Genomic DNA, 12,747 nt, shown 5'->3' with positions numbered 1-12,747 from the left:
TGTTCCTGTTTGATCTTGGAATTCAAGAAGGAGCAAACATGAAGCGAATGTCGATTGGCGTGGGAGTCCTTGGCGCGTTGATGGTGATGGGTTGTGGCGTCGAGCAGTCTGGAGAGGAGTTGGAGCCCTCCAGCCCCCAGACCCAGATGTTGGCGACGGGAACGATTGCGTTCTACGAGGGCAATGGGGGAACCCAGACCCTGCTGGGCACCATCTCCGACGATCCCGGTCAGGCCTACAACCTGACGAAGAGCAATCCGACGGGCATCCCCAACGACGAGGCCCGCTCCCTGGTGCTCTACAACGTTCGGGCCGGTGCGGAGATCCGGGTCTATGACAGCTCGAGCGGCGCCACGGATGACGACTATGCGATCATCACCGTGAAGGCGGCGGGCTTGAACGGGTACGTCGTCCAGACCTTCCAGCAGACCTACGAGGATGCCTCGGTGCGGGTCTCCTATATCCGTGACAACGGGTTGGACGGGAAGGTCTCCCGCATCGTGGTCAACTGACCCGCGGCGAGCGAGAACACGGCTCGTGTGATGGGCCTGGGTGCCTCCACCAGGTGGCAGGTGGAGGAACTCCTCCTTCCCCTACTCCGCGTGACCGTTCATGTCGGACCTTCCGTGAATAATCCGTCCTCGCCGCATCTCGAGGACTTGAAGGTCCTAGGAACGAAACCATGCGCATCGAATGTCGCGGTGTCCTGTTCGTTGGTCTCATGTGGAGTTTGGCCGTGGGCTGCGGCCGCACGGAGGGAACCGGAGATCCACCCCCCCTCGAATCCCAGGTGGCGAGCGCCGTCACGCTGCCTGGAACGGAGCTCAAGGACGGCATCCCCATCACGCTCAGCGGAGCCACCGGCTCGCTGACCTACTTCTACGTCAACCTTCCCGCCGGTCTTTCGGAAGTCTCCTTCGCGCTGATGGGTGGCACCGGCAACGCGAACCTGGCCGTCAAGCGCGGTGAGATTCCCACCAACATTCTCTACGACTGCAGCTCACGCGGGAGCGACAACGAGGAGCGGTGCAACGTGCAGGCTCCAGCCGCCGACACCTGGAGCGTGAGGGTCGAAGGCCAGTCGGCGTACGACAATGCGAAGCTGGTCGTCTATTTCAATCAGCCCTTGCCGCTCGCCCCCAACGTCAACCTGTTCCACTACTCCAACAAGCCGACGATGTTCTTCGTCGACGTCCCCGCGGGAAAGGGCCGGTTCAAAATCGACTCCTCGGGCACCAGCACGGTGAAGGCGCGGCTGGGCGCCCGTCCCACGGATACGCTCTACGACTGCGACGTCACGTGTGACATCTTCAAGCCCAAGGCGGGCCGGTACTACGTCCTGCTGACGACCAACAAGTCTCCGACGCAGATCCTCCCCTGGGTGACCGGAACGGCGAAGACGCCCGTGGCGCTCACGAATGGGCAGACGGTGACGGGCATCAGCGCGGCGAGGGATGACCTGGTCTATTACACGCTCAACGTCCCCTCGGGGCAGTCCCGGCTCGTGGTGGAGACCTCGTCCGTCATCCGCTCGCTCTACGTCCAGCGGGGAGACCCGTTCCCCGGGAACAGCGCGGTGGATTGTCTCGCCAGTTACTCGAGCGGCCCCGCTTCGTGCACCTTCGACAATCCACAAGCGGGGACGTGGTACCTGATACTCCGGGCGAACACCGCGCTCTACAGCTTGAATCTGACTGCCCGCGTGGTGGCCTCCACGAGCAACGGAACGGTGACACCGCTGCAGAACTATCAGCAGGTGACCGGCCTCTCCGGCAGCCCGGTCGAGGACCGTTACTACTCCATCACCGTTCCCGAGGGCCTGCCGTACCTGAACGTCCAGACGACGCAGGGGACGGGTGTCGCCGAGATGTTCGTCCAGCAGGGCACTCCACCGACGCGGGGACAGGGCACGGCCTGCGGCACCGGCTGCAGGTTCCAGGCTCCGGCGCCAGGCACCTGGTACATCCTGGTGCGCGGTTTCACCTCGTTCTCGGGCCTGAGCTTCTCCGCGGGATATCCCCCGGTGTATGCGCTGTCGCAGGACCAGCCGGTGCAGTACGGCGGCGAACGCCTCCACTACTACTTCGACGTTCCGGACGGGCAGTCGGAGGCCAACTTCACGCTCACGAACGAGGTCGGCAACTGGGCCATGGTGAAGTACGGCACCTGGTCGACGAATCTCAGTGACGGTTGCAGGACTCCCTGCTCGCTGGTCAATCCCCAGCCCGGGCGCTACTACGTCACGGTGTATTTCACGCCGGGAATCGTCTACGGCATGCTGGCCGCGTGGTACGGGGGCGGCCCGGTCTCCCCGCTGGCGGACGGCATTCCCGTGGCCTTCACCGCCAGCGCGCTGCGGGAGTTCCGGTACTGGCGAATCGACGTTCCGGAAGGACAGGCACAGCTGCGCGTGGACCATGTCTTCCAGGGCGGAACCCCGTCGCAACTGTATGTCCGGTACGGGGCCGTTCCCGCGACGTCCCTGTTCACGTGCAAGGGGTCGTCCTGGACGTACAACGACGTCCCGGCCGGCCGCTCCTGCGTCATCGACAATCCCCAGGCGGGTGCGTGGTACGTCCTGGTGGAGAGCAAGGCCGCGCTGCAGGGCATCGTCCGGGCGACGACCTCCTCCACCCTCCCGCTCCTGACGCCGGGCTTCGAGGAGCAGCCGTTCGCGGGTTCGCCGACCAGTGAGCGCGTGTGGAAGGTCGAAGTCCCATCCGGGCTCAGCGACTTCCGGGTGATGCTCAGCAGCGGCACGGGCAACGCGGACCTGTACGTGAAGTACGGCGAGGCGCCGGGCACGACGTCCGACTGCGCGTCCACCCATCCCAACAACGAGGAGAACTGCGAGTTCGCCAACCCGCGGCCAGGCACCTGGTACGTGGCCGTCCGGGGCACCGGGTCCTTCACGGGTGCCCGCCTGGTAACGACCTTCGCGACGACGCCCGGAGAGGGCGTGAGGGCGCTGGCCAGCGGGGAGAACGTGGTGGCGTTCAAGGGCTCCCTGGGCTCCGTGCAGTATTTCAAGGTGGAGGTGCCTCAGGGCAAGAACCGGTTGGTGGTGGGCATGTCCGGCGGCCGGGGCAATGCGGACCTCGCCGTCCGCCAGGGCTCCCGCCCGACGCTCACGGAAGCGGATTGCCGGAGCGAAGACCCCACCAACCTGGAGGTCTGTGTCTTCGAGAACCCGGCACCGGGGACATGGCTCATCCGCGTCGAGGGGAGGACGGACTTCAAGGACGTGGTGCTGACCGCCCGGTACAGCATCACCAACGAGGTCATCCCGCTGACGCTGGGCACACCGGTCCCGAACATCTACATCGGTCCCAATGAAGCCCAGCTCTTCTCCGTCACCATCCCTTCGGCCGCGGACATGATGCGGGTCGACATCCAGTCGGGCGTGAATCCGCCGACCGACGTGCGCTTCGCGGACATGTCCTACAACAACGTCTTCACGTGCACGACGTCCGGTCGCTTCACCCTGTGCCCGGATTCCTTCTCGTACAGCTCCCCGGGGCAGCGGCGCGTGTCCATCAAATCCAAGACGCCCGCGACCGCGTCCTGGGGAAACATGGTCACCATCAACGATGGCATCGATGGCTGGAACGACGACACGACCTACGCGTCATTGATGAATGGAGTGGCCGTGACGGAGCTCACCGGTAACGGCCGGTTCAAGATCGAGGTGCCCTCGGGGGCGACGAAGCTGACCATCACCACCCGGGGCCCCACGGAGACGTCGAGCGACCCGGGACAGCTCGTCCTGTACGTCCAGGGCCTCAAGCCCGCATCGAGCACGAAGTACAACTGTGCTTCGACGAATACGGGCGTCTCGCAGGGGTGCAGCTGGACCAACCCGACAGTGGGAACGTGGTACCTCGCGACCGATTGGACCAGTGGCTCCTATGACGTGAAGGCCATCTTCGAGTAGCTCGAACGGACCTGTCCACTCGAGTGGACAGGTCCTGTCCTGGGGAGAGAACAGGGAGAGAGCTGGGAACACCATAAGTCCTCGAAATTCATGAAGTGCGGAGATGGCACTGTGTTTGCTCCAGGCCCGCGCAAGACCGCGAGGTCCTTTTCCTCATCCGCGAGCAACGCACATGCACACCCTTTCCATCCGTCATCGACTCACTGGACTCCTCGTGTTGTCCTTCCTGGCCGCGTGCAACGCGCCCCTGGAGGAGGGCGAGGAGGGGCTCTCCACGGGCACGAGCGCGCTGGCGCCGGCCAACTTCCTCTACCGCCAGGGCAAGCAGCTGTACCTGAATGGCGCGCCGTACCAGATGGTGGGCTTGAACGCCTTCCCGCTGACGGGCTGCGGCGCGGCGCCCAACGACTCGCAGCTCGACGCGTTCTTCGCCGGGCTGCGACCCAACGGGCTCACCCGCGCCTGGGCGTTCAAGCCTCAGGGCCTAGCGAACCTGGAGCGGGTGGTGGCCGCGGCCGAGAAGTACAACCAGAAGCTGATCCTCACCCTGGCCGATGGGCGCAGCTACTGCGGCGAGTGGGACGGCTACAACGGCTCGGACGGCAGCGGCAAGCAGAGCTCGTGGTACTCCAGCGGGTACAAGACCAACTATGTGCCCTGGGTGAAGCAGGTCGTCACCCGCTTCGCGAACTCGCCCTCCGTGGGCATGTGGGAGCTGATCAACGAGCCGGGTGACACCGACAACACCACCCTGAAGGCCTTCTTCAACGACGTCAGCACGACCATCAAGCAGATCGATCCGAACCACCTGATCAGCTCGGGCTCGTGGGCGCCGTGGGCGTACGGAGGCCAGTCCGGGTTCCAGTCCATCCACGACGTGCCGAACGTGGACGTGGGTAGCCTCCACGAGTACGACTACGACTACAACAACGGCAACACCATCGTCTCGCCGCACTTCGCGCCCGCCATCAACGCGATGAACGCGCTGAACAAGCCGCTCATCATCGGAGAGACGGGCATCAACGGCGCCGACAGCGGTTGCCGGACGAACCGCACCCAGCGCCGGGACGCCATGCGCCAGAAGTTCCAGCAGTACCTCGCGGGCGGAGCGGCGGGCGTCTTCGTGTGGACGTGGCAGGCGACGAACGTCACCGGCTGCGAGCTCAACTTCGGGCCGAACGATCCGATGCTCCCGATGATCCGCGACTACCCGCTGGCGTCGGTGCCGCCGCCCCCCACGGGCGACTCGGTGCAGCTCAATGACAGCGTGGTGGGCACGGGCCAGGAGCAGTTCGAGTACACCGGCACCTGGGAGGCGGGCACTGGCACTGGCAAGTTCCAGAGCGATGACCACTTCTCGAACACCACGGGCTCCTCCTTCGTGGTGCGCTTCTCCGGCACGCAGGCGAAGCTGTACGGCTCGGCGGCCTCGCACCACGGCATCGCCTCGGTGTCGGTGGACAACGGGACGGCGGTGGACGTGGACTTCTACTCCGCCACCCGTCAGGAGCAGAAGCTGCTGTGGACCAGCTCCGTGCTGAGCGCGGGCTCCCATACCCTCAAGGTCACCGTCTCCGGCCGCAAGAACGCCAGCTCGTCCGGATACGTCATCACCGCGGACCGCGTGGACCTGACGCGGGCGACGCAGGGCGGCGATACCACGGCTCCCAGCGTGATCATCACCCAGCCCACCGGTGGCACCGTGGCCGTGGGCAGCGTGACGGTGCAGGCCTCCGCCAGCGACAACGTGGGCGTGGCGAAGGTGGAGCTGTGGGTGGACGGGGCGAAGCTGGCCGAGGATGACTCCTCTCCCTACTCCTTCACCTGGAGCGCCACCGCGGGCCAGCACGCGCTGGTGGCCAAGGCGGTGGATGCCGCCGGCAACGTGGGCACGAGCGCCACCGTCACGGTGACGGCCTCTGAGCAGGCCGTGGTGGTGCAGCTCAATGACAGCGTGGTGGGCACGGGCCAGGAGCAGTTCGAGTACACCGGCACCTGGGAGGCGGGCACTGGCACTGGCAAGTTCCAGAGCGATGACCACTTCTCGAACACCACGGGCTCCTCCTATGTGGTGCGCTTCTCCGGCACGCAGGCGAAGCTGTACGGCTCGGTGGCCTCGCACCACGGCATCGCCTCGGTGTCGGTGGACAACGGGACGGCGGTGGACGTGGACTTCTACTCCGCCACCCGCCAGGAGCAGAAGCTGTTGTGGACCAGCTCCGTGCTGAGCGCGGGCTCCCATACCCTCAAGGTCACCGTCTCCGGCCGCAAGAACGCCAGCTCGTCCGGATACGTCATCACCGCGGACCGCGTGGACCTCACGGTGCTCCGCTAGGCTCCCCCGAGCACGCTCTTGCTCAGCAGGTGCTCCACGTGGGCGGCGGCAACGGCTCGAAGCGTACGCCGCCCTCCCTGGGCACGAAAACACCGTCCGGCACCAGCGAGTGGAAGTGCGGAGTCACCTGCAAGGTCGCGCCGAAGAACTGGATTCGACGCACCCAGTACCGTCCCGCCCCGTGTCTGGGATTGAGATGATTGATGAGCCCCCTCGGTGTGCTTGACTGGCCGCGGTGTGCACGCGAGCTTTCGCGGACACCGACAACGAGGGGCTCACCATGAGAAGGGTGATTTTCACACGCGGAATGAAGTTCGTCGTTTCCATGTCCCTGATGGGAATCACCGCGACGGCGATGGGGACGGAGTCAGCCCCCAAGGTCGGCTCCCTCGTCAGCGAGAGCCGCACGCTCACCACCGCCGACGGTGTGACGGTGAATTACGAGATCGGCACGTTCTACGTGCCGGAGAATCGGCACAAGGCAGGTAGCCGGGCCATTGGCGTGGGTTTCGCGCGTATCCGCGCGCCGCGACCCACTGGAGCACCGCCGGTGTTCTGGCTGCCCGGAGGCCCCGGTCTCGCCGTGCTCGGCGCATTCGACCCATCCGACAACACGGGTCGCAGCCGCCTCAAGTCGTGGATCAACTTCGGCGTGGTCGGCGACCTGGTGGTGGTCGAGCAGCGTGGCTACACCTCTCGGGGCGAGATGTTGGAGGTGAGTACGGAGGACTCTCCGCTGAATGAGCCTGCCACGATCACCCAGTCGAAAGCCGGTGCACTGGCGAAGGCTCGCAGGGCGCTGGCCACGTTTCCGGGCAAGGACCTCGCGGGATACGACATCGGTGCGTATGCCGATGATGTGGACGACCTGCGAAAAGCCCTCGGTTACGGCAGCATCACGCTGTTCGGCGGCAGCTTCGGTTCCCAGTGGAGTTTCGCGGTGATGAAGCGGCATCCCGAGGCCGTCGCGCGCGCGGTCCTCTCCGGCGTCGAACCGCTCGACAATGGCTACGATATGCCGTCCCACGTGTATGCCTCGATGCAGCGGATCGCTTTCGATGCGGACCGTGATCCCGGCCTGAAACCCTATCTACCCGAAGGCGGAACGATGGCCGCCCTGCGTGCCGTACACGATCGACTCGCCGCCGCGCCGGTCGTCGTTTCCGTCACGGACAAGGACTCGGGGAAACCGGTAGCGGTGACGCTCGGCGTGGGCGACTTCGAGAACGCTCTGATCGAGCGTTCGGCCGATGCCAGTCAATGGCCGGCCTTCGTGCTCAGCCTCTATCACCGGCACTACGACGACTGGGCGCGCGACACGATCGAGGGGCGCAAGGCGGGCAAGAGCGCGGTCATCGGTCCGCTGGTGGATACGAGCCTCGGCGTCACGCCGGCCCGCGCGCATCGGCTGCGCACCGACCCGGCGGTCGGTGTGCTGGGCGAATGGAACTTCGCGCCGTATCTGGCGGCCGCCGATGCCTGGCCGACGGCCGACATGGGTGACGCGTTCCGCGGCGTCGTGCCGACGGACATTCCGGTGGTGTTCGTGCACGGAGACTGGGATACGTCGACGCCGATCGAGAACACGCTGGAGGTGCTGCCTTATTACTCGCATGGACATGCGATCGTCGTGCACCGGGGTGGGCACGATGGGACGTTCTATTTGTTGCGCGAGGATGCGAAGGCCAAGGCCGCCGTCTACGCGTTCATGCGGACGGGGATCATGGAAGGGCTGCCGTCGAGCGTGACGTTACCGCTGCCGACGTTCGCGAAACCGGCGTTCGCCGCGAAGGACCTGTAGAAACGCACGGTGTCAGGGAGGGGGACTACCCTGTTGGAGTCGTATCACCAACGGGGGGTTCCTCATGTTGTCGTCAGCGACTCTCGGGCTCGTTCCCGGGAGTGGACATGTCGTGAAGGTGGGCCGCCGTGAGGCGCTGCTGGCCCTGGCCGCTGTCGTTCTCCTGACCGGGTGCGCCACGGGTGCTCCTCTCGGGAGCCTGACCACAGGCATTGGCCTCCACTCGCGGGCCTCCTCGTACCGACAGGGCTCCGCACCTCGGCGGCCCGAGGCTACACCCATGTCCGGAGAGGCGGCGGGAGGCTCCGGCGGAATCTTCGAGGACACGGCGGACCCCTTCCAGGTGGTGCAGGAGGCCAGTGGCCTTGGGGACGATGCCCGGCACCCGGCGGGCGCGGCGCTCTACCTGGGGCAGGCGCGTCAACTGCTGGAGCAGTTGATCAGGACGCCCGTGACGTACCGGAGTTTCGCCCCGCGCCGGGTGCTGTGCTGGCTGTTGAGCGAGGTGCTCGCGGGCGGTGAGCGTGTGGAGTACGCCGACTTGAAGTGGCGTGCCGAGCGCTTCTGGCTGCTGGTGATGGTGCGACCCGATGGTTACCTGGTGACAGCGCTCACCGGTACGCCCCTGCAGCGAATGGGGCAGCTCCAACTGGTGGAGGGCGAGTGGCGGGTGGGGCGCCTCGCGGTGGGCGACTTCTACTTCTCGAGCGGCGGCGTCTTCTACCCGGTGGACGAGGCCTTGAGGCGCGCGTACGGCCCGCCCCTGACCGAGTTGGGCCTGGGCAAAGACTGGCTCAACGCCGCGCTCGATGGGGCCCAGGTCGCCCTGGGGGAGATGGTGGTGGCGACGGCCCACTCCCTCCTGCATCCCATCCGCACCGTGGAGGACCTGGCCCAACTGCCCACCACGGTGGCGCACCTCATCGCCTCCTCGCCCGAGTACTTCGCGCGCTATGGGGCCATGTCCCGGGAGGACCAGATACGCGAGGCGGCGCGTGTGTCCACACACGTGCTCATGCTGCTCGGGGGGGCGGAGGCCACGGTGGGGCGCATGGGGGGGCTGGGGGCGGAACTGCCAGTGCTGTCACTCACGGCCAGGGGTGAGCTGGTGCTGGGCAGAACGCCCGTGGTGGGAGGGGCCGCGAGCACCACCGGGGGCATGGCTCTGGGTGAGTTCTCCCTCCTCCACATGGCGGGGAAGGGACAGGGGCGTACCGGAGGCACGAGCGGCAAGAAGGGGAAGTCCGCTCAGACGACCGTGGCGAAGGGTCCCGGCAAGTGGACGTACAAGAAGCCCACGACCGAGTCCCGGCGGGCCCGAGAGTACCAGGAACAGATCACGGGGCGGCCAGCATGGTATGTGTACATGATTGAAGAGTTGGAGTTCGACGGCTTCAATGGCAAGGAACTGCTGGAAGCCAAGGGTCCCGGCTACTGTTCCTTCTTCAACCCGGATGGTACTCCCAAGTACTGGTTCAGGATCTCAGGGAAGTACAACCAGATGATGGAACAAGCTGAGAAACAATGGAAGATGGCTCGACAGTTGGGCTTGCCGCTGACGTGGCATGTTGCTGATGCCAAAGTTGCTGGATTCCTTCGGAAGGAGTTCAGGCGAAGAGGATGGAACAACACCTCCATCCATCATACATCACCCGCGCGCTAAGCGGAGGAGCACGCATGATAGAGGACTTGGAGGACTACTACGTGGGCGCGTACTGGGGAGTGCGCAAGGAGACGGCGCTGGAGTGTGCGCGGCGTGCGGAACTCTTCTTCCACATGCTGGCGCGGTGTGACCCGTCCTTCGTCCAGTGGTACAGAGCGGGCCGAGGCTTCCCCCGCGAGTTGCCAGGCCACCCTGTCAGGACAGAGGTGGAGGCGTTGGAGAAGTGGCTCCTCCAGGGCAGGAATCGCACGGACGTCGGTAAGCATGTCATCGAGGATCTGGGCTTCAGTCAGATGATGTGGAATGCGAAGAAGGAGGCCACGGACCTCAGTATCCACTGTGGTGGATACTCTCCCTGGGGCGGCCCCAACTCATGCTTGCTGAAAGTGACCCGGGAGAGCCCGATACGGGAGCGGCTCCTGAGCGCCTCTGTTTTGACCGGAGTGCTCACCGCCATGGCCACCGCGTGGGACCCGGACTTCGCCATGGCTGGCTCCTCAGAGATGGTGGACCTGTTGGAGAAGCGGGGGTTCGAAGTGCGGGTGGGCTGGCTGACCTACCTGTCGCGCCGCCGGGGACGGTTGCCCCCGCTGCCCGCGCCCGCGCGCATCGAGCCGGTGGGAACGCTGGGGTGGCTCCTCGTCCTCTCCCCCGAGCCCATGACGGCGGGCAACCCCGAGCACGTGGCGTTTACTTCCCGCGTGCGCGAGTTGCTCGATCGGGCGGGTCTCATCGCGTGGCCGAGGCCCGAGCCCGCGAACGAGTGAGAGGGTTGGGTTGGCGGTCCCCACCATCCAGCGCGATCGGGGGAATGCCAAGCCGTGACGAACTTCTCATTCCCAAGCTGCTCCGTCGCTACAACAACTTCGTCCAGTTGTGCATCCCAAATGGGGCACCAAGCCTGGCTGGGAAATAGGTCACGGACACGAGCGAACAGTTCGCCCGTTTCAGCAGCACGACGCACTTTCCGTTCGAGCACGTGGTTCATTGGTATCTCGCGAGTGAGCGCATCATAAGAGGTCGAGACCATCCATGCAGATGACGCGCTTGCCGCGTCCGAAGGCGTACAAACCATCTTCAGTAAAACCGCTCTGGCTGATGAACAAGCCTCGGGTCCAAGCGGCCTTTTGTTCCACCTTGCCGTGGAAGGCGTGCAACTCTGCGTTGCCGATCGGGGTCCCGTGCCACTTTGCTTCTAGGAGATAAGTTTCAGTCAGGCTCTCCCGAAGCTGCGTCGCTTTCACACGATCGAAAGCGTGGGCGGCAGGGGCCTGCTCACGACGGGGCCCTCCCTGAATACGATTGATGAGTTCGAGCAGACGCCCGTGCGCGTTAGCAACGGTTTCTTCGCGTTGCGCCTGCTGTCTGAGCGCCTCCCGGTACTCCCATGGCGCGTTGAGCGTCCGCACGGCTGTTGGCGCGTCCGCCGTCTTGAGAAAGTACCGGAGCCGCTTGGCCTTAGATGTGCCCTCCTTCCGGTATGCTGGATCATCTATGTTGATGTTCAGCTCCTCGGCGAAGAACTGTGCCATCGTTCGGTCGGAGAAATTCAGCACATATCCGCTGTTCATGTCGAAGATGCTGTCGAGGAGGAGGAGGTCAATCGGGCGTATGTTGGCCATGCCCCTGACGTACCCCACGAGTTGCCGAGTGTGAGATTCTCCCCCTGGAGAAGGCGATGAGCGACGGACATCCTTGGGAGGGTAACTGGAAGGTCCGCCTGTATGAGCGGGTCCGCGAGCGTGGTTACGAGTCACTTACTGCCTTCGCGGAAGCTCGCCCTGCCGTCCCGTTGTACGTGTTGGGTTTGATCAGTTCAGCGTGGGCGCTCAGCGTGCGGGAGGAGGGGAGTCTCCGTAGCCGGTCAGCTCCACGTAGCCGCGGCCCTCCACGGGCTGGCCTTCGTGTTTGCCCGACAGGCGCACCGCGCCCTCCCAGTAGCGCACGGTCACGGGCAACTCCTGGTCGGCGAGCGCCGGCGTCACTTCCAGGGAGAGGTCGCGCGAGGGCAGCACGAGCCTCCAGCGCGCGGGGTACTCCACGCCCGTCCGGGGGCTCTTCCATGTGTCGAGCACCTCCAGCCGCGCGTCCTTCGCGGTCAGGTGCGCGGGCTCTCCCCGGGCGGGGATGAGGGTGCCCGAGGTGAAAGCATCCACCGTGCCGTCGCGCCGGCGCAGTTGGTAGTACATGAGCTCGCTCCCATCCGAGAGCTGGAGCGAGAACCAATCCCATCCCACCTGCTCCGCGCCGAGCGCGCTCGTGCTCCACTCGCGGTCCATCCAACTCTCGCCCGTCACCGTGAAGGCGCGGCCGTCCATCGTCACCTCTCCGCGCGTGGGCATGCGCGGCAGTGAGTAGTAATAGGAGGCATTGCCCGGCTCGGACCCCTTCCGGCTCAGGCCTCGGTCTCCCTGGAGCACCACGGGCTTGCCCTCCTCCAGCACGAGCGACAGCGACACGTCCCCACTCCGCGCGGTGAGCCGCAGGGGCAGGGGCTCGCCGCCCACTGCTTCCGCGCTCCAGTCCTCCAGCCACACCCGGAAGGGCTCGGTCCGTGCCCCCGCGAGCCCCAGCGCGCTCCGGCTGAAGCGCTCGAAGGCGTGGAAGCGGCCCCCCTGGAGGTCCGAGACCGTGAGGTGTCCCATGTAGATCTGCCGCGCCCCCCATGCGGACGCACGCTCGGACTCGCCGGGCGCCAGGGCGCTGCGAAACAGGGTGAACTGGTAGCCGAACTCGCGCCCGTCCGCCGTGGCGAGATGGCCCGTCCAGTACCACCACTCGTTGCGGAAGCCCGCGTGGGGACCATGGTCCTCGGGGAAATGGAACTCCCGGGGCTCGAGCGCTCGTGTGTACCCCTCGTCTCCTCCCGTCTTCGCCCCGAGCGCCTCGGAGACCTTCAGGGTGGTCGTCCGCGCCGGGGGAGGCGCCGCCTCGCGGGACACCCACCCCGCTCCCGTCGCGAGCCCCACCAGCACCACTCCCACGCCGATGACCAGTCCACCCGCGCGCGTCAT

The 12,747-nt window shown here is 65.7% G+C and carries 9 protein-coding genes and 1 pseudogene; 7 read left to right on the top strand and 3 right to left on the bottom strand.

What is annotated here, in order from left to right; genetic code table 11:
* Positions 1-38 precede the first annotated feature (38 nt).
* From CYFUS_RS47295 to CYFUS_RS47285, 3 genes are all read left to right on the top strand, one after another.
* Positions 39-512: a hypothetical protein gene (locus CYFUS_RS47295; protein ID WP_157759068.1), complete on the top strand. Its 474-nt coding sequence runs from the start codon at positions 39-41 to the stop codon at positions 510-512.
* A 170-nt stretch (positions 513-682) separates the two neighbouring features.
* Complete coding sequence (locus tag CYFUS_RS47290; protein WP_095991217.1) at positions 683-3,934, top strand: PPC domain-containing protein; 3,252 nt, start codon at positions 683-685, stop codon at positions 3,932-3,934.
* A gap of 172 nt (positions 3,935-4,106) precedes the next feature.
* Positions 4,107-6,269: an Ig-like domain-containing protein gene (locus tag CYFUS_RS47285; protein ID WP_157759067.1), complete on the top strand. Its 2,163-nt coding sequence runs from the start codon at positions 4,107-4,109 to the stop codon at positions 6,267-6,269.
* A gap of 22 nt (positions 6,270-6,291) precedes the next feature.
* Here the strand turns inward: CYFUS_RS47285 and CYFUS_RS51475 are convergent, their stop codons facing one another.
* Positions 6,292-6,432, bottom strand: coding sequence for a transposase (locus CYFUS_RS51475; RefSeq protein WP_157759066.1), 141 nt, complete (start codon positions 6,430-6,432; stop codon positions 6,292-6,294).
* A 144-nt stretch (positions 6,433-6,576) separates the two neighbouring features.
* Here CYFUS_RS51475 and CYFUS_RS47280 point away from each other — a divergent pair, with 144 nt between their 5' ends.
* The 3 genes from CYFUS_RS47280 (at position 6,577) to CYFUS_RS47270 (ending at position 10,500) form a co-directional block, all read left to right on the top strand.
* Entirely contained in the window at positions 6,577-8,070 is a 1,494-nt protein-coding gene (locus CYFUS_RS47280) for an alpha/beta hydrolase (RefSeq protein WP_232537219.1), read from the top strand.
* A gap of 280 nt (positions 8,071-8,350) precedes the next feature.
* Complete coding sequence (locus CYFUS_RS47275; RefSeq protein WP_232537218.1) at positions 8,351-9,733, top strand: Tox-REase-5 domain-containing protein; 1,383 nt, start codon at positions 8,351-8,353, stop codon at positions 9,731-9,733.
* A gap of 14 nt (positions 9,734-9,747) precedes the next feature.
* On the top strand, positions 9,748-10,500 hold the full coding sequence (locus CYFUS_RS47270) for an Imm52 family immunity protein (RefSeq protein ID WP_095991215.1): 753 nt from the start codon (positions 9,748-9,750) through the stop codon (positions 10,498-10,500).
* 243 nt (positions 10,501-10,743) lie between these two features.
* Here the strand turns inward: CYFUS_RS47270 and CYFUS_RS47265 are convergent, their stop codons facing one another.
* Positions 10,744-11,355 carry a restriction endonuclease gene (locus CYFUS_RS47265; protein WP_198316376.1) on the bottom strand — a complete coding sequence of 204 codons (612 nt, stop codon included), beginning with the start codon at positions 11,353-11,355 and terminating at the stop codon, positions 10,744-10,746.
* Between the two features lie 56 nt (positions 11,356-11,411).
* Between CYFUS_RS47265 and CYFUS_RS53610 the strand changes: the two are divergent.
* Positions 11,412-11,537, top strand: a pseudogene (locus CYFUS_RS53610) (NUDIX hydrolase); the annotation flags it as partial.
* A gap of 25 nt (positions 11,538-11,562) precedes the next feature.
* Here CYFUS_RS53610 and CYFUS_RS47255 read toward each other — a convergent pair.
* Entirely contained in the window at positions 11,563-12,747 is a 1,185-nt protein-coding gene (locus CYFUS_RS47255) for a lipocalin-like domain-containing protein (protein WP_095991214.1), read from the bottom strand.

The organism is Cystobacter fuscus (genome assembly GCF_002305875.1).
In the GTDB taxonomy this organism is placed as follows: domain Bacteria; phylum Myxococcota; class Myxococcia; order Myxococcales; family Myxococcaceae; genus Cystobacter; species Cystobacter fuscus_A.
The sequence above is the reverse complement of the archived record's forward strand: the minus strand, read 5'-3'. Positions and strand labels throughout refer to the sequence as shown.

Bases quoted from the DNA above. Each gene is read 5' to 3' on its own strand.
- CYFUS_RS47280 (WP_232537219.1), top strand. From the start codon at position 6,577: ATGAAGTTCGTCGTTTCCATGTCCCTGATGGGAATCACCGCGACGGCG.
- CYFUS_RS47290 (WP_095991217.1), top strand. From the start codon at position 683: ATGCGCATCGAATGTCGCGGTGTCCTGTTCGTTGGTCTCATGTGGAGT.
- CYFUS_RS47285 (WP_157759067.1), top strand. From the start codon at position 4,107: ATGCACACCCTTTCCATCCGTCATCGACTCACTGGACTCCTCGTGTTG.
- CYFUS_RS47275 (WP_232537218.1), top strand. From the start codon at position 8,351: ATGTCCGGAGAGGCGGCGGGAGGCTCCGGCGGAATCTTCGAGGACACG.
- CYFUS_RS47255 (WP_095991214.1), bottom strand. From the start codon at position 12,747: ATGACGCGCGCGGGTGGACTGGTCATCGGCGTGGGAGTGGTGCTGGTG.
- CYFUS_RS47265 (WP_198316376.1), bottom strand. From the start codon at position 11,355: ATGGCCAACATACGCCCGATTGACCTCCTCCTCCTCGACAGCATCTTC.
- CYFUS_RS47295 (WP_157759068.1), top strand. From the start codon at position 39: ATGAAGCGAATGTCGATTGGCGTGGGAGTCCTTGGCGCGTTGATGGTG.
- CYFUS_RS47270 (WP_095991215.1), top strand. From the start codon at position 9,748: ATGATAGAGGACTTGGAGGACTACTACGTGGGCGCGTACTGGGGAGTG.